Source organism: Paraglaciecola sp. G1-13, assembly GCF_055809255.1.
In genome coordinates this window covers 5038126-5059129 of the sequence record NZ_CM147903.1, presented here as the reverse complement: position 1 = coordinate 5059129, position 21004 = coordinate 5038126, and the positions used below count along the sequence as shown (strand labels likewise).

Sequence of the window (21004 nt, the reverse complement as noted above, 5' to 3'; positions counted from 1 at the left end):
GATTACCTGATAGACAATGTATGTGCTCTAAGTGTTTTCTGAATAAATGGATGGTCTAAGACGGCGTTTATTTTAAGGAGCGCGAGCTCTTCACGAAACACATTAATACGTGTGGTAAGGGCTTTTAATTCCGCTTGAAATGCATCGGCTTCTCGATTGTTGAGCATAAAAAAATCGCTGGAGCCAAATTCAAACTGCCGCTGTTCTTGTTCAAAGAGCTTGCGTGATAAGACGACCTGCTTGGTTTGCATATCATGCAAGCGCTTGGCATAGGACAGATTCACCAGACGTTCTTGTCGTTTTGCATCAATTGATTGACGTAATGCGTTTGTTTTTGATTCCAGAGCGTAGATTTCATACTGAGTTCTGCTCTTTTTGGCTTTGGCTTGCGTGCGGTCAAAAGGGACTGAAAAATACAAGCCTATCTTGGCCTCAGTGTCTTGCAAAGACGTAGGGCCTGAGCCTATGTCTCGCGCCACTTTGGCTTCGATGTCGAGCTTGGGTAAAAGTGCCACCTGTGCCAAACGCATTTTTTGCTTGAGAGCTTGCATCTCTAGGGCTTTCGCCGCCAGAGCCGGGTGGTTATCTACATCGCTGCTTTTTACCGCCAAATTAAATGACGCAGGCCAGGTGATTTTCGCTGCACTTTTAGGCGCTTGGCTTTGCTCATCGAATGCCTCGCCACTGTGCATGTAATAACGCAATTTCTGCATATTAGCGCGTACTTTGCGCTCAGCGGCAAGCAAGGACGATTGACGCTCTAGTAATCGGGTTTCAAACTCTAACAACTCAAATTCAGCCACATCGCCTTCTGCGACGCGGGTTTTTATGCCCTCTTGGCGATTAACGCTGACCGCGACTAACTGCTCGATTTTGTTGAAGTAACTAACGGCTTCTACCCAATCCAAGTAGGCCAATATGGCCGAGTAGTAAAACTCACTTTGGGCAAGTTTGGCTTCTTCGCTCCACATTTTATACTTGAGACGGGCGCTGGCCATGGCGGTGCGTTTCTTGTCGGTGTCGCGGCCTTGTAGCAATGACAGCTTCACGCCCAATGAGGCTTCACCGCCGGATAGGGTCGCGTACTCTTGTTCGTACACAGGGAAATCGCCGTCAGAAATACGGTATTCAGAAAAGATTTCCGCGTTGTATGCTTCAAGAGGCTTAGAGAACTTTTGACTTGCCTGCAAACCATCATAATAGCCGGCCACGCGCGAAAAGCTGTTGTGTTCAAGTTTTGCGTCATAAGCACCATCCGCGTATTGAATGTCAGCACCGTACTGCCCTGTGGTGGCATCAATTGCGAGAATTTCTGGATGGTTATTGGCCACAGACGACAAGTATTGTTGCAAGGTAAATGCCGCTGATGACGCAGAAAAGCCAAGTAAAACTAAAGCACTTATCAGAACCCCAAACATCAGGTTGAGCTCTCACTGGTTTCTTGCGAGCGCACGGGAGGGAAGTTGTTTAATTGTCGCCATAACTCGTACCCTAACCTGACTTCCTCTAAAAGGATCCACGCCCTGACACGGCTCCCCAAACGTGCGCTTTCGTGTTCTGGCCAAGCCACTGTTGTATTCACAGGGGCAATCCACACAGTGAACATACCGAACTGGTCAGCGACGGGTTCAACGAACGACACCACACCCTCAAAGGTGCCGACTGACATGCCGGGCCAGCCACTAAATTGGAATGTTGGCCAACCTTCGAACTGGATACGTACTTTTTTGCCTTTGGTGGCTAATGCTGCGTCGAGACCATTAATTTTAATACTAATTTGGCGTTCAATATTCGCCGGAACAAACCAGCCTAAAATGCTACCAGCCGTCACATAAGTCGCACTGCCGCCAGATTGGAGCCTAACGACTGTGCCGTCCATTGGTGCATACTTAGTACGCGTCTCTTGACGGGCCAATGTCATCTTAAGGGTATCAAGATCTTCTTCTGTTTTTGATGCTTCGGCCTTTAGCTTTTCAAGCGCAATTTCGACAGCTTCAACTTCTTTTTGCGAGACGAGCCCTTCTTTGAGTAACTTCTTTTGTCTTGATAAGTTACTAAGAGCATTTTGCACAGATAATTTGTTTGAAACGTAGCGCTGATTTGCGGCTACTTGTTGCGAACGCAGCTTTTCTAAACGGTCTGAATCTACATCGACCAAAGTGACGATAGGTTCGCCTTTTTTAACGTTGTCGCCTTCTCTAACGTGCCAGGTTTCAATTTGGCCATTGAGCAGAGCTGATATGGGCTGGATACGGTACAAAGGGTCGGGGGAATTTACTGAGCCCGTACCGTAGGCGGTTTGCACCCAAGGGGTAAAGGTAAGCAATAAGACTGCTGCGATGACTAAGGTTACGACCAGCCAGATAATGGTTGTATGGGTTTTAGGGACTTTTAAGCTTTTCAGCGTTTTCATGGCACCCATGAAATCAGTATGGGCGTTACTCATGTTCTGCCTCCTGACTTGTATTTACATTGGGCTGGGGCTCTTTTTTGCTTTCTAACTCAATAATGCCATTAAAAAATGCTGGCGTTGGTGCATTCGAAAAATACAATACGGTTAGATCTGTTCTTTCTATCACGCCTAAAATACGCTCTCGTCTGATGGTCGGGATCGCATCGAAATGCTGGTTGATGACCAGCACTTTTGGCTTAGAAAGCATCACCACGACTAACTTTAGTAAGATAAATTCAAGTGGCTGCAAAGGTGTGCCTACCGATGAAATTGGCGTTTTGAGCTTTAGCGGCAACGAACTGATCACATCCGCTAAGCCGACTCTTTCTATGGTGGCGTTTATCTCACTGGTGGTTACATCGGGAACACACATGTGTATGTATTCTTCGATAGTACATTCGATAATTAATGAGCGGTCTAATACAAATACGGCTTGGCGTAAATCGTAGGTGTCGTAATCAGACAAGTCGCTATTATCAAGATTTATCCACCCGGAAGAGGGAACCTCATAGCGTTTGAGTAAGTTAACTATGCTGCGCTGGGTCCAATTGGTCTGAGTAGAGACAAAGTATTTATCCCCTTGTGCGATTTGTTTGTCGATAAGGCATGATTCGCTTTTACGCTTAATAATCACCTTATTGAAATCAAGTGCGCCGCCAGCTGGCGCAGGTTTGGATGTTTGTTCTAATGCCTCTTGAGGTATGTTGATAGCACCGCCAATTTTGTCTGCGGTGCCATATAGCTCGTAATACAACTTTAAATAATGACTGAAGTTAGACAGCCCTAAGAATACTGCGGCCATAATCAATTCTGCGGCAACCAATTGCCCGATGGACAACTGACCAATAATGACCAACCAACCACCTAAACCAAGTAAAGCCGAGCTTGCCAGTGCGTAAAGCACCAGAAACATAACGACTTGTTTAAAGGTGAATGAGAAGTGGCGCGAGTGATTATCCACATACTCTGAAACGTAGCGCTCGGTTTTTTTGCCTGCATAATCAAATTGCGAAGACGATTTTAAAAAGTCGTTTGCTGATGCTAAGTTGCTTAACCATTTCGCAGTCGTGTACTTAGACTCAGATAGGCGCACCGCTGTAACCTTTGCTTGAGTTGACCAGAGTCGCCAGATTGCATACATAATTAAAATGACGCACAAGTTGAATGCCAGCAGAAATGGGTGATAAAAAGAAACCAGAGTAAAACCGACAATCATCTGCAAGATCAATGCGATACCATCAACCATCAAACTAGGGACGTTCTTTTGCAATGTCATGATATCGAAATAACGATGGGTGATTGATGTGTTTTGGCTGCCCTCAAAGTAGCTATGGGGAGCCAAGATAGTGCGCAAGCTTAGATCAGCGACTAAGCGTGCATAGATGCGCCGTTCATAATACTCCATCACCCGCATGCGTAGCGCTGCGAAACACCCCGACAGCAGCAAAGTACTAAACAACACGATGGCAAGGGTAATGACCGCGCGCGTTGAAGCGATATTGGCTATGGTGTTGATCAAGGTTTGTACGGCGATTGGCACAGCTAATGTCAATAGGCCAATCACTACGCTATAAGCGATGACGACAGCGAAAAAAGAACGTTCTGGTTTTAACAGCGCAAACAAGGTTTGGCGCAAGTTAACTAGGTCAATATTTTTGGAGGACATTTTTGGCTCGTCTTTTATGGCGTCAATACACGGTCAATTTCAATGTTGTTAACTTTATAAAAACTGAGCTATCACAGGAAAACTCTACAGTGAAAGGTAACTTGTACCCAATTCACGCTGGATAGCTTACTGATTTATTCGCAAAATTAAAATCGATTATCGCTGCTGAGCATATAAAACTGATTGATATTTAACGCGCTTTTACGTGAAAAACAGTAATTTGGCTCATTTATAGATCTACAAATTCTATCGTGGGCACTGTGCGCTAATGTGCACTAGATTGCGCGGGTGATGAATACTACATACGCCGCTGTTACTGTCATTGCTGCTGATACATTTGCGTCGCTAAAAAGCAAAATTGGCTCGTAAGCTGTACTATTTCCAACCTTGTTGCCATTGGCAGCTGTTTTTTAATTCCTGCCAATCTATAGAGGTAGCGCGTTTCGTCAACACAGCTTCAATGCAGCAGATTAGCACTGCACCTTCTTCATCAAACTCCACTTCAGAGACAATGAAGTGCTTTTCTTTGTTCTGGGGCCTTACCGCCGTCCATTTGCTGTTGAGCAACTTTTTAGGGTTAATTTGATGCATACACGGCCTTTGGCTAAGCATGTAATTAGGCAATGAGCGACGACGTTAATAACTCATCAATCTCTGCTTTGAGCTCTTTATCTTCGATTTTATTGGCACTGATTTTCGCAGCCTGTAAGTTCTTAATTGCCTCACCTGTGCGATTTAACTCTATTTGTAGTTTCGCCATCGAATAGGCGATAGATGACATATGGTCTTTCGAGTTTATCGCCGTAGCCTTGTCTAACGCTTTTTGGTAAATAAGCACGGCATCGCTTAGATCTTCGGTGAAATCGGCCAATGTTTCCCACTGTTCAGGATGATCTTTATTGGTATTTTGATGCTCAAGGCAAAGTGCTTTCAACTCATCGTAAAGACGATCAAACGCCTTCTGGTCATTCTTGTTAGCAGCCGTCATCAACTTTTCAGATAGGCCATAAACCGCTTTATATATTTTGGTATTAATCATCACGCAACCCTTTTAAACATCATCAAGCGACGAAGAGCTCTTCGCAGCGCATTGTATGCCAGCAAAGATAACATGAAACATGGAATTCATATTGAGATTAGTAAGCTCAGAAGCATGTACTTCGCTTATCTGTATCTATGCAGATTGCCTGTAAAACACACACCTTGTCCAGACGTCATGTCGGGTTATCTGACAAGTTAGCGCAAGACTCCTTTCATACCTATGAGTAATTACATTAAAAATCGTAAAGTCAAAGGGCTATCAGTTAGCATTAAGCTTCGAGTTGTTTGAAAGGATAATGGTTTATCTCTTGTCCAACGAATCGCCAAATCGCGAAGTCTATTTACATCCTTTTTCTGCCGCGCTAACTTTATCTCTTTTTGGAAGAAATGAAAGATTCTGAGCCTTGCTTTATTCAGCCTGTCACAATTTAGGTTAAAAACACGAATAGTTTCACGCACCAGTTCTTCCGTAGATTGCAACTGATTATCTTCAATAAAAAATGTTTTACAAAAAGATATATTGGGAATCAAATTCCCTGTAGCTTTGTCGAATGAGAAAAAATTATGCGGATCAGGAATTGATAGGGGAGAAAGTACTTTTCCAATCCAGTTTTTATCTACTATGTTTTCTGTTTCTTCTAAGTACGATTTATGAGCATCGCAACTTAAATTTTGAGGTAGTTCATACTTAGCCCTATTTTCAAAATCACTGCCACCTACGCATACACCTAATAAATTAAGCCAGTCAAGATGAGCATTTACGGTACCTTTTACTTCATCCGACTTTGATCTGAAGTGCTCAACCCTTTTATTGTGTTCAGAAATATCTTCCAAACTAGTTTCACAATAAGCGCATAGATTTTTTTGGTCATCGAAAAGCTTGAATTTTATATTTTTATATGACACTCCATTATTGTGATTGCGAAAGTCCTCCCATGTGCCTTTAGGATTCTCAATTGCATAGATCACTAACTCATTTTCAGCTTCAGATTTATAAATCCTTCTCATAGCCCTTTTCCCACTCTCTATTTTCAATGTAAAGATCAAGTTCAACCAATACATCATAGTCAGCACCAAAATGGGCGGTTAATATAGCTTTTGCTTCTAACGCTGCTGATAAGGGGTAATCATCACGGTAGACCATCTTTTTGTAATCATTTAGCAATATTGCCATCGAGTCATCAGGCGGGCGTTCATTTACTTCAAATAAATTTTCCAATACCCAAGATGTTACAGCACCTCTTACCCCTTTTGGAGCTCTATATTTTTTACCATTTTTTAGTAGCCATATATTTTCGCTATCGACGGTGTGGCATACTTGAGGACTATGTGTAGACACTATGAACTGTAAATTTTCGAAGGTAGATTCAAGTCTTTTAATAATTTTTTGTTGCCAAGCAGGATGTAGATGTAAGTCAATCTCATCGATCAGAACCAACCCAGTACCTCCAAGTGGATTGTCTTCATTTGGATTAAGTAATGTTAACCTCCGAGCTATATCTGCGACTAGTGCTAGCAAGCTTTTTTCACCCTGCGACAGTTGAAGAACACTCAGCGTTTGATCATTTTTTCTGATTGTCATATCAAGTGGATTCCTACTTAGTCTTAAATCCGTAAACCCAGGTAAAAATTTATAGATAGCATCACGCACACAATCTATTGATTTACTATTTATATCTGAAAGTATATTCAGCTTTTCCTTCAGAGTTTCTAACTCAGAAACATGATTATCTACGAAAGCCTTTGCTGTTTCAGGTGCGTCATCGATGATTGCTTTTAACAAGGGATTATCGAGCTCTACTTGTTTGCTTTTTATCTGTATTTTTAATTTTTTGATATCGGAGCTTTCTTCATTCTCCTCTTCGATTTGTTCTTTGAACCATCTAAAGAATAATCTAAAATCAGCTTTCCCCGTTAGACTCTTACTATAAGCTCTAGATTTATCCCAAACTTGAGTACTTAAAATTTCTTCTGACTCTTCTATATCTTTAGTAGTTACATCGTTCGCTCTTTCAACTGTATAGCTAGCTAGTAAAGGTAAAGCGAAATTTGAAACTGCTGAATTAGCTTGACGTAACAATAGTGTTAAATCATTTATTTCTGAAAATTTACTTTTTTTCTTAAATTCAATTAACGGTTGGCTTTGTGATAACTCAAAACTAAATCTAGTCTCATTAAGCAAAAATGTTGGAATAATTGTAGAAAAATCTTTACCATTTTGAATTTCTATTTCATCTATCTGTTCGCCGTTATAAGATCTAGTAGTTAGCCTTGAACTAATGTGCGTAAGTGTTTTTTGAATAGCATCGAGAATAGATGATTTTCCACTACCATTATTTCCAACGAGAACTGTTGTTCTGTCAGAGCTAAAGCTAATATCTAAATTATCAAATCCTTTGTAGTTCATTAATTTTAATGACGAAATAGAAAATCTATACGTCTTCAGTTGTTGAGCGCAACGCTTTTTAAAATACTGTGATTTATCAGGGTCAATATCAACACCAGCGATTCCATCGGAATAAGCTCTAGCTAATTGAAATGATGCTATAAATTCCCCTATTTCGGATTTTTTTATCAATTTTTTAATATTGTTAGGTGCTTCATTTTGCATATTTTTCTCCAGCGGGATATCTCTGTATTTCGAGAATCGTACTTCTACCGTATTTCTTAGCCATTCTGAAAATAAATTCTTCATCTATATGAAGCGCATGAGAAATCAACCCTTTAAGATGATGTGAATCATCTTCAGACAATTCCTCTAGCAAAAACTTATGAATTAAGGCCGAGATATATCTCTTTTTATTTCTGCCAATAGATAGCTTATTTTTATTACTAAGAGTAATACCGGTAACGTGTCGATTATGGGCTTTAGATGAAAAGACAGTTTTAGATTCATTTAACATTAAGTCACGCCCAAACTCCCGTAAAATCAATTTTCTTACTTCTATTAAATGCCCAGTTAATGTGTTTTTTGAGTTTGTAGAAAAGGTCATATCATCCGCATACCTAGAATAGACAATATTATTTTTTGAGCAAATAACTTCCATTTTTTCATCGAAATAAAACATTACTAAATTTGAGATTAAAGGAGAACTTGGAGCCCCAACACTTAAAACGAGTTTTCCATTCTTCCTCTTGCTCATGTTCCAAAAAAGAAACTGTTCGATTATTTTAAAATCTTTATCAGTTAGGATTATTCCTTTTTTTCTCAATGTTTTGAAAAGCATTTTTGGAGTGATGCTGTTAAAAAAATTTTCGAAGTCAACCTTTAAGAGATATTCTGAATTAACATGCCTTAATGCATTATCTTTAATACTTAATCCGCTTACATATGCTGTAGCGCAGAAATGCACATCCATTTTTTCAAAGATAAGAGATATGATCTGTTTTTGGATTTTTTTTACAGATGGTGTTGGCTGGGCAATAGTTCTAAACCCAAATGTTCTCTTAGGGATCTTATAAACTTTATAGTGTTTAGAGGGGGAATTACTAAGTAACTTCAGAAAGTCAGCATTATCTTTTTCTAATTGCTCGTACAGTTTCAAGTTCATTCAGTCATCTTGTTAATTGAACGTAGTACAGGAAGAATTTTCCTGTACTACGTATGTGCTCTTTACTAGAAGCCGCGGAACCAAATTTTTGATCCGTAAGCGTCTGCGAAGCATGAGCAGCGGTTGCGGCTCAAAAATTTTGTTCCGCAACTGTAAATCTGCCCAATAAGTTAGAGTTCAGCGCAGCGCCGAACTAGATTAAACATGTAGAAATTTAATCCCAATTACACTAAAGAGCTTCATAAGTATAGCTATTTACAAAATCAAAAGCTATGGGGTTTCAGCGAACCCGCTGCAATAAAAATGTAGATCACAATTAAAATTTAAAACTAAAGTTTGTAAAAAAATTGATCTAGTAAGCTTAATTTACTCCACGAGTGAATTTTTCTTTTCGGAAGTTTGTATTACACAATATAGGCTTCAAAAATCGTAACTAGGTAGTAGCGTCTAGGTGAACGCCCGGCGATGTCGACGCAATTATGAGGAATCGATCGTTGTGGCAGTGTTTATTCCCAACTTCAAAACAAAATTCAATTGGCTTTCACGAACAATGTTACTCAATACATGCAGAGAGCAGCGTCTTATAGTGGCGGCTACTTAACTTCGACTATCCATGCCCTTCATACTTTGCCTCATCCTTTAGGCATCCCTATTAATTCCAGACAATTTTGTCTGTAGACTCTTTCTTAGCTGTTGAAGAGAGAGTCACTCAAGCCCCGGGACGGGGTTTGAAAATAGGCACGGATGCTGTGAGCGCAGCTCATGAAAGCCAGAAGTGCAAAGACCATTTGCACTTCCCAGTGAATTATTGGACACCAATGGTTATCAACGCTGCCCCTTTGTTCGCTGGCGGCGCGTTTTGAAGCATCAACACCACACCGCGGTTTGGCGCCCGAAGCTCAGCGATAGGTTCACCAAAGTAATCGCGCACTATCCCTAGTAGCGCCCCTTTGTGCACGAATTCGCCAATTTCACACTTAGACTCAAAAAAGCCTTTTACTGGGGTTTCTACTTCGACAAGTTGTTCGTAAATAGTTTGACCTTCTGAAGCAGGTAAGGTGCTGGGAAGCATGTCGATACCCGCAATTAGACGGCGCAGTGCATCAAGATATGCCAGCACGTCTACTTCTTCGTTATGGCCACGATCACCTATCTCTAGCGTCAGGCCGGGCTTGCCACGTGTCATTGCTGTATTCGGGTAACTAATTGAATTGGCGGGATCTCTTGGGCGGTCACCGTATAAAATGATATGACGCATACCGGAGGCTTTGGCCCAGGCCAGAGTGCGAGCATCTAGTGCTTTATCACCCACGAAGGGCGCGTATATATGCGGCCATAGTTGCTGATATGCGCTCCCTGAATGCAAGTCAGCAAGATAGTCACTATTGCCGATGATCTCTTCTGTTAAAAAATGCGCAAGACGCTCTGTATCAGAACCTTTGGCGTTGCCAGGAAACTCCCGATTTAGATTCTTTTTGTCATTTGGATGCAGAGCGCTTAGGCCGTATTGGTGAAGCGCAGGCAAATTTGCCGCATGCACAAGAATGAGCGTTCCTTTGAGTACAGCTGGGTCAACCTCTGAGCGCAAACGTTGTAGGGCTGTGATTGCTGGGAATTCGTCGCCATGTGTTCCGGCAGAAAAGGTCAAGACCGGGCCTGAGTCAACCCCATGGAAAACGGTGATCGGGACCTGCATATCAGTATCCGTAACGTTGGCAAAAAATGAACGCTGCTCACCTGCAGGAATGCTGTTGCCTGCTAATTCGAAGGGCGAGCGAGCAGCATTTGCTAGGGTGGTGATAAAGCACATAATAATCATTAAATAGCGGGATCGTAGATGCATCGTTTTTCCAGTTAGGTCATGAAGGTCAAAAGATTGGGTCTACACATCACATGCCATTGAATTGTATATGAAAGACCTAGCTTCCAGAAGACCAGAGTTGAAGATCGCGGATAGCGAGAATATTGCTGAGCGGAGCATGTTTGATGCGCTCGTTGTAAACCTAGTGGTAGCTGCAGGTAAATGATTGAGCGAAGCGCATGCTAACTAAAAAGATAACACGGCGAGGCTGCGCTTGATGCTCGCAGCCAGAAAGCTAGCGAAAGCTAGCGAAAGCTAGCGAAAGCTAGCGAAAACTACATTTGCACGTTAGCGCTTTGCAAGTACTGCATATTACTTAACTCAAGCAATGACAAACCGCGCGTTGCTTGTTCAACAGCCATTTTACTCCAACCTGAGTCGGCATGTTTACGCGCTATTCCAAAATAATAAGCGGCGCGTTGAACACGCAATTTGGTATTACGGTCTGACAGGTCATATTGCATGCCGGTCAATTTTGCCTCTAACTGATGTAGCTCAACAGGCATCACCGACATTGCTGCGGAATTTGGGGTGGAAACACTCTCGTCAGCCTGCGCATTCAATAAAAAGCCACCAGCGGCTAAAGTGATTACTGTGGTCAATGACAATAAGGTTTTCATGGTTTCTCTCTTTAAAATTAATAGTTAAACAAGACCTTAGGTCTTGCGCTAAAACAGTATTTGCAATATCGATACCCTTTAAAGCCAGAAAGCTATATAAGGAGTTCACCAATTAAAAATCTGTTTTGAATCATAAAGATAAAGAAAAATAAACGACTGCTTCACTGCTTATCTTACCTATTATTCATCATCAATAGGCCTGTATCTTCCTGAAAAATTGAGAGTTTTTTACACACGTCAGATAAAAACTACTGACGGTGTAATGGAATATTTTCTATGCCTTGTTGCTACATAAAATAAGCTCCCATCTCTAAGGCGCAGAAAGTAACACAACCTAAAATGGTTAACGATTAGACAATGTATGTAGAAGCCTAAGAAGGTCGCTGTTAACGACACCAGTATATTGAGATATGCGTGGTGTGTTTTAGGGACACTGTCGTAGAACGGTTAACGCGCTTTCCTGACTACGCAGCAACGTATCAATCTCGGTGCTATCAATGCCGATTTCGCCGAGCCATGCGGTAACACGTAGATGGCCACAACGGATCAGCAGTCTGATGGATTTAACTACATTGGATGAGACGTTTGTTGAGCCGGCTTGTTTAAATCAGGCTTTCCCTAAATGATTTGCACCAATCTTTGAATGTAAATAGAAGGCCCTGTCCATTAGTCTAATATCGCTTTGCCATTGAAGAAGCGTGAGTTGCTTGAACTTGCATAGGGCTCGTTTCATGAATGAGATGGCAGATGGCAGATGGCACGGATACTGTTAGCTCAACTCACAAAATGCAAACTTTAGTCTACTAACTCAATCCCTAATGTAGCTAACAGCCCCAACGCTTCAATGCGAGAGAAACGAGCCTTATCTACACGATTTTGCCTTAAATCTATTTGATAACCCTGGGCTTGGGTGAAATCAGCTGAAGTCAAAGTCGTATTATGAAAGCGGCTTTGATCTAGCTCACTGCCTACAAAACGCGCTTTACGCAAACTGGCTTGGGTAAAGTCGACATCATGCACTTTGCAATCAATAAGCTGTATAGCCCCCAGAGCCAAGCCAAAAAAAGAGCCGGAGTTGAGTATGCAGTCTTTAAATTTTGGCGGGTTTCCCAAATGACTAGTCCAATCTGCTTGCGTCCAGTCAACTGCCAATAATTTACAGCGGATAAAAATGGCACTGTGAAACTGGCTATTGTTCAATGCCAGCAGCGACAAATCACAATCGACAAATTCACATTCATCAAATACACAAAAGCGCCATTGCCCTTCCCTCAAATCAAGCTTTTCGAACCTGCACTGTTCGAACCTTATGCTCTCCCAGCAAGCTTCACTGGCTAAAGGGTGTTGATGACCAATCTCGTCATCGTAATATTCAATGCCCAATACGTTACCTATTTCGGTTAAATACTTCTGTTAATTGGCCCCTTGGTGGGTAGGCCGTAGCTCGTTAAATTGCTGTGCACTGAGCAATTGAAAAAACTCGTCTAAGTCATGCCCAGTATCGACGCTACCTGCAAACCAAGGATGCAGTTTTAATAATATGTTGATGTGATTAATCTCTTCACCGTAAAGCCGTGTCTGCACTGGCCGATTTGCATCACGCAAGGCTTGTGCTAGCTGTTGTTGATTGAATTCACCCACTGCGTTGTCACCCATTGCATGTAATAGCAACATGGGTGGCTCGTCGCCATCAACATGGCTAGTGGCTTTCATTGTGTGAAAATTCTCTTCACCGAAGGTGGCTATGTATTCTGGTGAATCTGGGGTAAATGCATAAGGCCCAGCTATGCCTGCAAAGCCGCTGATATCCCCCACAGTTATGCCAACGTCAGTCAAATAGTGTTTGTCCGTCATCAATAGCGCGCCGGTGTGTGCCCCAGCTGAATGCCCTGCAAGATAAATTTGTTGCGGGTTACCGTTATAGCGGGAAATATTCTCTTTTACCCAAGCAAGTGTTTTTGCGCCATCTTCAATGAACTGGGGGAAGTGCCCTTCAGGATATTTAATATAGTCAGGAATAACGACTGTGTAGCCGCGTGCAACAAAGGCATGAGCGACGAAATAATACATAGACTTGTTTCCCCAATTCCAACCTCCACCGTGAATAAATACGATAACCGGTGCCACAGGGTGCGAATTGTCACTGGGGTACACATCTAATGTTTGCCATGGCTCATCGCCAAAGGCAATATCATGATTGACTGTGATGGGGTCAATCAGCTTGAGTGTGTTATTGAAAATAGCTAAGCCTGTGCTTCGGCTGTCTTGTAATAAACACACCCCAAGCCAGAGCAATAGCCCAACAACCACTACCAGTAGCATCACAAATATTTTGCGCATGTTATTATTATTCTTTGTTTTGACCTACATCGAGTATAAAGACAATTTTTATGATGAAAACTCAAAACCGAATAATACAAACAAAAAGCCCTTGAATACGGCGAGGCATTCGAGGGCTTGAAAAGCATTTTTTGTCTGCAGGTATTCACAAACAAACACCTGACGTCATGACATCAGCTTACTTTAGTATTTCAACCAATTCGCTCAAATCTTTTACGATATAGTCTGGCTCTTGTGCCAACGGATAAAGCGCTTTGCCTGGGCGCGCTACAAAAGCGGTTTGTAACCCTGCCGCTTTAGCGCCGGCGACATCCCAACCGTGGGCAGCAACCATTAGCGCCTCTTCAGGTTTAATATTCAGTTGTTCAAGTGCCCATGCATATGAACGCAGATCAGGTTTGTAAACTTTAATGTCTTCAATGCTCATGCGCTTATCGAAATAATCCGTTAAACCCGCATTTTTGAACTGGGTCTCAACACCTTTGTTAGACGAGTTAGTCAAACTGACAATCTTGAATCCTTGCGCTTTAAGGGCAGTCAACCCCGCTTTAACATCAGGGTGAGCGGGCAGAGATAGTAAGGGCGTTTTAATCGCGGTTACAGCTTGCTCTTCGGTAATGTCGATATTGTTGTTTTGCGCCACCATCATTAACGCCGCTACGCCAATTTTACCAAAGTCTTGGTAGTCACCGGTTACTGTGGTCACTAGCGAATGATGCAACATGGTTGAAAACCATAAAGTTGTTAGCTCTTCTTGACCATCTAAGGCCTTACCGACTGAGGTGCGCATGGTTTCTAAATCGAGAAGGGTTTCGTTTACATCGAAAATAATAACTTTAGGTTTTGGGGCCGCATGAGCCATAAAGTTCGCTCCTAATAGTGAAAAGAAAAGAAAGGTTAACGTGATCAACCGCTTTCGTTTTGCGAAAGGTATATATAAGCGCATAAATAAGTGCATAAATGGGTACTCTGCTTAGTTATCAAGTGTGGTTAAAATTTTCAAGACCTCAGATGGCTCTGAGCGCTTAGTGTAATCTTCAGATACGAACGCATACACAATTTGACCGCTTTGATTGATGACATACGTTGCAGGCATGGGCAAATTGAAGGTGTCATCACCATTAAAAGCGGGAAGATCCACTCCTGAATGCGAATAAATTGGCCGTAAGCGCTCGTCTAGGCTAAATACCAGACCGTAGTCATTCGTCACATTGTTGCCCACATCTGACAATACAGCGTAAGACAACTCGTTTTTATCTTTGGTGGTGAGTGAGTTATCTGGCGTTTCGGGTGACACTGCCACCAACTGTGCCCCTAAATCTTCGATGCGTTCCAGCACTTCTTCAAATGCTCGAAGCTCGTAGTTGCAATAAGGACACCAACCACCGCGATAGAAATTTAACACCACGGGCCCGTGGGCCAACATTTCAGCTAAGGTGACGAGCTCACCATGTACATTTGGCAAACTAAAATCAGGCGCGTAATCCCCCACTTGTAAAGCATCAGAAGAAATATCCGTTGCCATCAAATCACTGGTGGCTAAGGCCATAACGTTTAATACGTCCTTGGGCGCGGTGGCATTTTTCTGTTTTTCGTATTCGGCTATTTGCGCCTGTAGCGACATGATTATCTCCTGCTTAAAATACGGCGTTAACTATGTATGGGTAAGATATGGGGTTAGACAAATTAAAACCTAGCAGGTAAAACCGAAAGCATGGTTTAATATTTTCGAATCAGTAAAGATCGGCCCCACTTTATGTACACAATCAACGAATTAGAAACCTTTATTGCCATAGTAGAAAACAAAGGCGTGGTTTCTGCGGCCAGCGCTTTAAACATATCCCCTGCCACAGTCAGCCACAGGCTGTCTAAACTTGAACGCATTCTGGGCACGGTTTTAATATTTAGAGATAGTCGTAATGTGCGCCCTTCCGCCGAAGGGGAAGAGTTTTATCAACGTGTGGGAGATATTTTAGCTGCCCTGTATGATGCCGAGTTTGCCATTGGCGCCAGAGACAGTGCGATCAGTGGGCGATTGCGGGTGACACTGCCACCTTGGATATTTTCAATTTATATCCTGCCTAACCTCGTCAAGTTTGAGCAGCAATACCCTGACGTTATTTTAGATTTTCTGGTGACCGATCAGTTCGTCAATGTAGTGGACGATGCCCAAGACGTTGCGATTCGGGTGGGCACCTTAGCAAACTCAGGATTACTGGCGCGTAAAATAGTTAACAACAAGCGGATCTTATGTGCTTCGCCCCATTACCTAGCACAACACCCACCTATTTCTGACGTACAAGCACTCACCGAGCACCGTTTTGTCGCCCTGCCATGGCAAAAACAGCTTAAACTTTTACATAATGATGGCAGCGTATTTGCCTTGAATACTAAAACTCGGTTTACGATTTCTAATTCTGACAATATGACCCAAGCGCTGCGGGCGGGTCACGGCATTGGCATAAAATCAGAAATTGCGATTAAGCGCTGCATCCAAGAGGGGAAATTAGTAGAGGTATTGCCCAACGTACTTGCTTCGCCAGAGGCACCAGTCTGGTTTTTACGCCCGCAAAATAGTTTAGCGACTCGTAAAGCCGAAGCCTTCTTCGAATTTGTAAAACAGGCTTTTAGTCAATGCTAGGCCCGCAATATGTCCTGAAATACCTGTAGTGCGGTGAAAAACAAATAAAAAAATACCAAGGAATGGCCTTGGTATTATTGAATTTACCTGCTTTTAAACGCGCACATTGAGATGCGCGCTTGAAGTCATTTATCGTTAATAAAGCAGACTATACACCTTACGGCGATATTGAGATTTAAGAGGCTCTCCATCTGGCAGCGCGTTGATCATATCTAGCATTAATTTTTTAGCATCTTGAAAGTTCAGGTCTTTTAGCAATACAGAGTGCATTAAGCCCAATGCTTCTTCGATCTGATTGGCTTGACGCAATTGTACTGCTAATTTTACTTTTAAATCTAAGTTGTCTGGGTCACTTTCCAGTGCTTGTTGCAAAGCAATAATTTCGGGGGACTCAGCGGCTTGCTCGGCCAATTCAATTTTACCTAAAATAGCACGGTAATATCCGTCTTGGTCCACCAAGCCAATGGTCGCTAATAATTCCTTGGCTTGATTCACCTGGCCTACTTCTACTTGGCAATCCGCCAATAACAACTTAATATCAGCGCGGTTAGGGTCCAAATCGAACGCCTGCTTTACAAGGGTAAACGCTTCTTGGTAATTAGCTTGCTCTGCCATGGCAGTGGCTTGGGCAAATAATTCGTCTTGAGGCTTAGGCAAGTGTTTATCTAACATGGCTTGAATATTCGCTTCACTTTCAACACCGGCGAAGCCGTCAACAGGTTGCCCATCTTTAATCAACATAACCGTGGGCAAGTTTTGCACGCCAAATTGCGCCGTAATATCTGGCTGTGCCTGACAATCCACTCGAGCATGCAATAGATTTTCACCTTGTTTGCTCGCAATCGCTTGCAATACTGGCGCTAGTTGCTCACTAGGCTCATAACCTTGGGCCCAAAACTCAACCATAACCAATTTGGTGGCGGATTCTTGTAAGATGACTTGCTGAAAATTCTCAATGGTAATATCTACGCTATTTTGCATGTTAAATCTCTTATGCTGATGATGAACAAATGGTGGGGTCGTTTACGCCAAACTCAAGCCGTTTTCTGCCTTTGAAAAAAGCAAGACTGTCGCCTATTAGACAATCTTCCCATTATTGCCCGTGCTAACGTCTAGTTTATTAGAACACATAGTGAAGGGGAAACCCCATGTCCAAGAAATACCAAAGCTTTGCTGATTTTTATCCTTATTACCTGAGTGAACATCAAGACACGGTTTGCCGTCGCTTACACTTTGTAGGTTCAAGCTTGATTATATTTACCATTATATACGCAGTGCTAAATGCTCAATTTGCCCTGCTGTGGCTTATCCCTGTATTAGGCTATGGTTTCGCTTGGGTCGGGCACTTCTTTTACGAACACAATAGACCAGCCACCTTTACCTACCCTTTTTATAGCTTCCTAGGAGACTGGGTGATGTTTAAAGACATGCTCACGGGAAAAATTAAGTTCTAGTTTGTTTTCGATCCTCTCTCAGTCTTATCTTGCTTCTGTTAACACCCCCTCTTAACCCCAGTAATGGTAGGGTTTCTGTGTAACATCCCTGCCAGTTCGGCTACATTTAATTTACACAGCTGCTCAGATATCACCCAGCATAAAGTGAGGACATGTGAAATTTGCTATGTTCTATAAGTGTCAAGCCCAAAACGTCAAAAAAACTGACAATTTGTTCAAAATATAGCCTTTTCAAGTCTGTAAAAAAACCGTAAACTTGCCGCCCTTTTTTGCAAACCGGACAGTTTTTGCGCGATTTCGCGTTTTGAATTATGCAGATTGGTCCTTACAAGCTTGAAAACAATTTGATTCTGGCGCCTATGGCAGGTGTGACAGATAGGCCTTTCCGGCAATTATGCAAACGCATGGGTGCAGGTTTGGTGGTATCTGAAATGCTGTCGTCTAATCCTGATGTATGGCGGTCAAGTAAATCCAAGCAACGTATGGATCATGTAGGCGAAAAAGGGATCCGCGCGGTTCAGATTGCTGGCGCTGATCCATTATTAATGGCTCAAGCGGCACAGTTTAACGTGGACAACGGTGCCCAAATTGTTGATATCAACATGGGGTGTCCGGCTAAGAAGGTAAATAAGAAGTTGGCGGGCTCTGCGTTATTGCAAGATCCACAATTGGTTGAGCGAATAGTTCAATCTGTGGTCGAAGCGGTGCAGGTTCCGGTAACGTTAAAAATACGCACAGGTTGGAATACGGACAATCGCAACGGGGTGCAAATTGCAAAGATCGCCGAACAAAACGGCATTCAGTCTTTAGCAGTTCATGGTCGCACCCGGGCCTGTATGTACAAAGGTAACGCTGAGTACGACACCATTAAAGCCATTAAACAGGCTGTGTCGATACCCGTCGTTGCCAACGGTGATATTACCTGCGTGCACAGTGCAAAACACGTGTTGGAATACACCAATGCAGATGCGTTGATGATAGGCCGAGGTGCCCAAGGTAACCCTTGGATATTTCGCCAAATTCAACATTTTCTGCAAACTGGCGAAATACTGCCTTCGCCCCCATTAGGTGAAGTGCGCGACGTATTATTAGCGCACGTAGCCAATGTTCACCAATTTTACGGTGAATTTAAGGGAGCGCGGATAGCTCGCAAACATGTGGGTTGGTATTTAGCGGAACATGACCGTGAGCGGCAATTCCGAGCCAGGTTCAATGCGATTGATGATGCTGCAGAGCAACTTGATTCATTGGCACATTATTTTGACCACTTGGCAGGCGAACCTACGACTCATCTCGTATCACCTGCTGCCTAACGATGACTAACTAAAGAGCAAGATTGTATATGTTCGAGCAAAATGTAACTTCTCCTTTTACCACTACGGTAACGACTCCTTCACAAACACAGGCGCAGAAGCCTTTACGTGACTCTGTAAAACAAGCAGTGAATAAGTACCTTAAGCAACTAGACAACACAGATATCGAAAATTTGTACGAACTAGTAATGGCCGAAGTTGAAGCGCCAATGTTAGAAGAAATCATGACTTTCACCCGCGGAAACCAAACTCGCGCGTCAATCATGTTAGGCATCAACCGTGGCACGCTACGCAAGAAGCTTAAACAGTACGGCATGAACTAAGTAAAAAAATGAAAGAGCACCCTAGGGTGCTCTTTTTGTATGCGCTATACTTCGCGCCCCTAGCATCATTGTTAATCCTTTTTAGAAGATAAACACACTATGACGACTCAAAAACCTATTCGCCGCGCTTTATTAAGCGTTTCTGACAAAACTGGCATTGTAGAATTTGCCACTTTCTTAGCCGAGCAAGGCGTTGAGCTTTTATCGACCGGTGGTACAGCCAAATTATTAGCAGACCACGGGCTAACTGTTATCGAAGCATCTGCTTATACTGGTCATCCTGAAATCATGGACGGCCGTGTAAAAACCCTGCATCCCAAAATTCACGGCGGCATTCTTGCGCGTCGCGGCCAAGATGAAGCAGTGATGGCTGAAAACAACATTCAACCTATCGATTTAGTTGTGGTGAATCTTTATCCTTTTGCTGCCACCGTTGCCAATGACGACTGCAGCCTTGAAGATGCGATTGAAAACATCGATATCGGCGGCCCAACTATGGTACGCGCAGCAGCCAAAAACCATAATGACGTAACGATAGTCGTCAACGCCAAAGACTATGCCCGTGTCACCGAGCAGATGCTAGCCAATAATGGCTCAGTAACAGCCAATACGCGTTTCGATTTAGCTATCGCCGCATTTGAACACACCGCCGAATATGACGGCATGATCGCCAACTACTTCGGCACCATGATCGAATCTGACAGCCGCGCTGATGAGTGTTCAGACGACTGTGCTGATGATTGCGGCCATGTACACAGTGCATTCCCCCGTACATTCAATGTACAAATGAGTAAAAAGCAAGATTTACGCTACGGCGAAAACAGCCATCAAGACGCTGCATTCTACGTAGAAAACAACGTTCAAGAAGCGTCTGTTTCGACCGCTACTCAGTTACAAGGCAAAGAGCTGTCGTTTAATAACATCGCTGACACCGACTCTGCATTAGAGTGCGTGAAGGAATTCGCAGAGCCTGCGTGCGTTATCGTTAAGCATGCTAACCCCTGCGGAGTAGCCCTGGGCGAGAACATACTTGAAGCTTACAACCGCGCTTACCAAACAGACCCTACCTCTGCATTCGGCGGCATCATTGCGTTTAACCGTGAATTAGATGGCCCAACGGCGCAAGCTATTGTCGACCGCCAGTTCGTAGAAGTGATCATTGCTCCTAGCGTTAACGATGAAGCCGTTGCCATCGTTGCGGCTAAAAAGAATGTTCGCCTTTTAGCCTGCGGTGATTGGCAAGGCCAGTTAACTGACGGTTACGACTTCAAACGTGTCAACGGCGGTTTATTAGTGCAAGAGCGTGATTTTGGCATGGTTGACATGGAAGACTTAACGGTTGTCACCAAAGTGCAACCGACCGAGCAGCAGTTAAAAGACTTAATGTTTACCTGGAAAGTCGCTAAATACGTTAAATCTAACGCGATTGTATATTGCAAAAACAGCATGACGATCGGTGTAGGCGCAGGCCAAATGAGCCGAGTTTACTCAGCCAAAATCGCGGGTATTAAAGCGGCTGATGAAGGTTTGCAAGTAGAAGGTTCGGTAATGGCTTCTGACGCGTTCTTCCCGTTCCGTGACGGTATTGATGCCGCCGCAGCAGCTGGGATCAGCGCTGTCATTCAGCCCGGAGGTTCTATGCGTGATAATGAAGTTATCGCCGCAGCGGATGAACATGGTATCGCTATGGTATTCACTGGTATGCGTCACTTCCGCCATTAATTGTCTGCATTAATCGCAAG

20 protein-coding genes are annotated in these 21004 nt (G+C 43.1%); 5 read left to right on the top strand and 15 right to left on the bottom strand.

Features of this window, described 5'->3' with window-relative positions:
• Positions 1–2: 2 nt before the first annotated feature.
• From AC0L6N_RS21565 to AC0L6N_RS21500, 14 genes are all read right to left on the bottom strand, one after another.
• Positions 3–1418 carry a TolC family protein gene (locus AC0L6N_RS21565; protein ID WP_473477590.1) on the bottom strand — a complete coding sequence of 472 codons (1416 nt, stop codon included), beginning with the start codon at positions 1416–1418 and terminating at the stop codon, positions 3–5.
• Positions 1418–2446 (bottom strand): efflux RND transporter periplasmic adaptor subunit, encoded by a 1029-nt coding sequence (locus AC0L6N_RS21560; RefSeq protein WP_473477588.1) that lies wholly within the window; start codon positions 2444–2446, stop codon positions 1418–1420. The genes AC0L6N_RS21565 and AC0L6N_RS21560 overlap by 1 nt, the downstream gene beginning before the upstream one ends.
• Positions 2439–4118 carry an ABC transporter transmembrane domain-containing protein gene (locus AC0L6N_RS21555; protein WP_011573212.1) on the bottom strand — a complete coding sequence of 560 codons (1680 nt, stop codon included), beginning with the start codon at positions 4116–4118 and terminating at the stop codon, positions 2439–2441. The genes AC0L6N_RS21560 and AC0L6N_RS21555 overlap by 8 nt, the downstream gene beginning before the upstream one ends.
• A gap of 375 nt (positions 4119–4493) precedes the next feature.
• The gene (locus tag AC0L6N_RS21550) at positions 4494–4709 is read right to left on the bottom strand and encodes a TIGR02450 family Trp-rich protein (RefSeq protein ID WP_473477586.1); all 216 of its coding nucleotides are present in this window, start codon (positions 4707–4709) and stop codon (positions 4494–4496) included.
• Between the two features lie 25 nt (positions 4710–4734).
• Positions 4735–5157, bottom strand: a complete 423-nt coding sequence (locus AC0L6N_RS21545) for a hypothetical protein (RefSeq protein WP_011573210.1) — start codon at positions 5155–5157, stop codon at positions 4735–4737.
• Positions 5158–5387: 230 nt separating this feature from the next.
• Entirely contained in the window at positions 5388–6167 is a 780-nt protein-coding gene (ptuB, locus tag AC0L6N_RS21540) for a retron Ec78 anti-phage system effector HNH endonuclease PtuB (RefSeq protein ID WP_473477584.1), read from the bottom strand.
• Positions 6151–7770, bottom strand: a complete 1620-nt coding sequence (gene ptuA / locus AC0L6N_RS21535) for a retron Ec78 anti-phage system effector ATPase PtuA (protein WP_473477582.1) — start codon at positions 7768–7770, stop codon at positions 6151–6153. The genes ptuB and ptuA overlap by 17 nt, the downstream gene beginning before the upstream one ends.
• Positions 7760–8710: a retron St85 family RNA-directed DNA polymerase gene (locus tag AC0L6N_RS21530; RefSeq protein WP_473477581.1), complete on the bottom strand. Its 951-nt coding sequence runs from the start codon at positions 8708–8710 to the stop codon at positions 7760–7762. The genes ptuA and AC0L6N_RS21530 overlap by 11 nt, the downstream gene beginning before the upstream one ends.
• Before the next feature lie 805 nt (positions 8711–9515).
• Positions 9516–10553 (bottom strand): succinylglutamate desuccinylase/aspartoacylase family protein, encoded by a 1038-nt coding sequence (locus AC0L6N_RS21525; protein WP_473477579.1) that lies wholly within the window; start codon positions 10551–10553, stop codon positions 9516–9518.
• 293 nt (positions 10554–10846) lie between these two features.
• Entirely contained in the window at positions 10847–11191 is a 345-nt protein-coding gene (locus AC0L6N_RS21520; protein ID WP_473477578.1) for a hypothetical protein, read from the bottom strand.
• A 795-nt stretch (positions 11192–11986) separates the two neighbouring features.
• Positions 11987–12574 carry a pentapeptide repeat-containing protein gene (locus tag AC0L6N_RS21515; RefSeq protein WP_473477575.1) on the bottom strand — a complete coding sequence of 196 codons (588 nt, stop codon included), beginning with the start codon at positions 12572–12574 and terminating at the stop codon, positions 11987–11989.
• 30 nt (positions 12575–12604) lie between these two features.
• Entirely contained in the window at positions 12605–13531 is a 927-nt protein-coding gene (locus tag AC0L6N_RS21510) for an alpha/beta hydrolase (protein WP_011573206.1), read from the bottom strand.
• A gap of 178 nt (positions 13532–13709) precedes the next feature.
• Complete coding sequence (locus AC0L6N_RS21505) at positions 13710–14393, bottom strand: haloacid dehalogenase type II (RefSeq protein ID WP_011573205.1); 684 nt, start codon at positions 14391–14393, stop codon at positions 13710–13712.
• A 111-nt stretch (positions 14394–14504) separates the two neighbouring features.
• Positions 14505–15155, bottom strand: a complete 651-nt coding sequence (locus AC0L6N_RS21500; RefSeq protein ID WP_473477573.1) for a peroxiredoxin-like family protein — start codon at positions 15153–15155, stop codon at positions 14505–14507.
• 132 nt (positions 15156–15287) lie between these two features.
• On the opposite strand from AC0L6N_RS21500, the gene AC0L6N_RS21495 reads away from it, so the two are divergent.
• Positions 15288–16172, top strand: a complete 885-nt coding sequence (locus AC0L6N_RS21495; RefSeq protein WP_011573203.1) for a LysR family transcriptional regulator — start codon at positions 15288–15290, stop codon at positions 16170–16172.
• 135 nt (positions 16173–16307) lie between these two features.
• Here the strand turns inward: AC0L6N_RS21495 and AC0L6N_RS21490 are convergent, their stop codons facing one another.
• Entirely contained in the window at positions 16308–17153 is an 846-nt protein-coding gene (locus AC0L6N_RS21490; RefSeq protein WP_011573202.1) for a tetratricopeptide repeat protein, read from the bottom strand.
• 167 nt (positions 17154–17320) lie between these two features.
• On the opposite strand from AC0L6N_RS21490, the gene AC0L6N_RS21485 reads away from it, so the two are divergent.
• The 4 genes from AC0L6N_RS21485 (at position 17321) to purH (ending at position 20984) form a co-directional block, all read left to right on the top strand.
• On the top strand, positions 17321–17626 hold the full coding sequence (locus AC0L6N_RS21485) for an Mpo1-like protein (protein ID WP_011573201.1): 306 nt from the start codon (positions 17321–17323) through the stop codon (positions 17624–17626).
• Between the two features lie 311 nt (positions 17627–17937).
• On the top strand, positions 17938–18939 hold the full coding sequence (gene dusB, locus AC0L6N_RS21480; RefSeq protein ID WP_011573200.1) for a tRNA dihydrouridine synthase DusB: 1002 nt from the start codon (positions 17938–17940) through the stop codon (positions 18937–18939).
• Positions 18940–18968: 29 nt separating this feature from the next.
• The gene (gene fis, locus AC0L6N_RS21475) at positions 18969–19262 is read left to right on the top strand and encodes a DNA-binding transcriptional regulator Fis (RefSeq protein ID WP_006991173.1); all 294 of its coding nucleotides are present in this window, start codon (positions 18969–18971) and stop codon (positions 19260–19262) included.
• Between the two features lie 99 nt (positions 19263–19361).
• Positions 19362–20984, top strand: coding sequence for a bifunctional phosphoribosylaminoimidazolecarboxamide formyltransferase/IMP cyclohydrolase (purH, locus tag AC0L6N_RS21470; protein ID WP_473477569.1), 1623 nt, complete (start codon positions 19362–19364; stop codon positions 20982–20984).
• Positions 20985–21004: the final 20 nt, after the last annotated feature.

Bases quoted from the DNA above. Each gene is read 5' to 3' on its own strand.
- AC0L6N_RS21565 (WP_473477590.1), bottom strand. From the start codon at position 1,418: ATGTTTGGGGTTCTGATAAGTGCTTTAGTTTTACTTGGCTTTTCTGCG.
- AC0L6N_RS21560 (WP_473477588.1), bottom strand. From the start codon at position 2,446: ATGAGTAACGCCCATACTGATTTCATGGGTGCCATGAAAACGCTGAAA.
- AC0L6N_RS21555 (WP_011573212.1), bottom strand. From the start codon at position 4,118: ATGTCCTCCAAAAATATTGACCTAGTTAACTTGCGCCAAACCTTGTTT.
- AC0L6N_RS21550 (WP_473477586.1), bottom strand. From the start codon at position 4,709: ATGCATCAAATTAACCCTAAAAAGTTGCTCAACAGCAAATGGACGGCG.
- AC0L6N_RS21545 (WP_011573210.1), bottom strand. From the start codon at position 5,157: ATGATTAATACCAAAATATATAAAGCGGTTTATGGCCTATCTGAAAAG.
- ptuB (WP_473477584.1), bottom strand. From the start codon at position 6,167: ATGAGAAGGATTTATAAATCTGAAGCTGAAAATGAGTTAGTGATCTAT.
- ptuA (WP_473477582.1), bottom strand. From the start codon at position 7,770: ATGCAAAATGAAGCACCTAACAATATTAAAAAATTGATAAAAAAATCC.
- AC0L6N_RS21530 (WP_473477581.1), bottom strand. From the start codon at position 8,710: ATGAACTTGAAACTGTACGAGCAATTAGAAAAAGATAATGCTGACTTT.
- AC0L6N_RS21525 (WP_473477579.1), bottom strand. From the start codon at position 10,553: ATGCATCTACGATCCCGCTATTTAATGATTATTATGTGCTTTATCACC.
- AC0L6N_RS21520 (WP_473477578.1), bottom strand. From the start codon at position 11,191: ATGAAAACCTTATTGTCATTGACCACAGTAATCACTTTAGCCGCTGGT.
- AC0L6N_RS21510 (WP_011573206.1), bottom strand. From the start codon at position 13,531: ATGCGCAAAATATTTGTGATGCTACTGGTAGTGGTTGTTGGGCTATTG.
- AC0L6N_RS21505 (WP_011573205.1), bottom strand. From the start codon at position 14,393: ATGGCTCATGCGGCCCCAAAACCTAAAGTTATTATTTTCGATGTAAAC.
- AC0L6N_RS21500 (WP_473477573.1), bottom strand. From the start codon at position 15,155: ATGTCGCTACAGGCGCAAATAGCCGAATACGAAAAACAGAAAAATGCC.
- AC0L6N_RS21495 (WP_011573203.1), top strand. From the start codon at position 15,288: ATGTACACAATCAACGAATTAGAAACCTTTATTGCCATAGTAGAAAAC.
- AC0L6N_RS21490 (WP_011573202.1), bottom strand. From the start codon at position 17,153: ATGCAAAATAGCGTAGATATTACCATTGAGAATTTTCAGCAAGTCATC.
- AC0L6N_RS21485 (WP_011573201.1), top strand. From the start codon at position 17,321: ATGTCCAAGAAATACCAAAGCTTTGCTGATTTTTATCCTTATTACCTG.
- dusB (WP_011573200.1), top strand. From the start codon at position 17,938: ATGCAGATTGGTCCTTACAAGCTTGAAAACAATTTGATTCTGGCGCCT.
- fis (WP_006991173.1), top strand. From the start codon at position 18,969: ATGTTCGAGCAAAATGTAACTTCTCCTTTTACCACTACGGTAACGACT.
- purH (WP_473477569.1), top strand. From the start codon at position 19,362: ATGACGACTCAAAAACCTATTCGCCGCGCTTTATTAAGCGTTTCTGAC.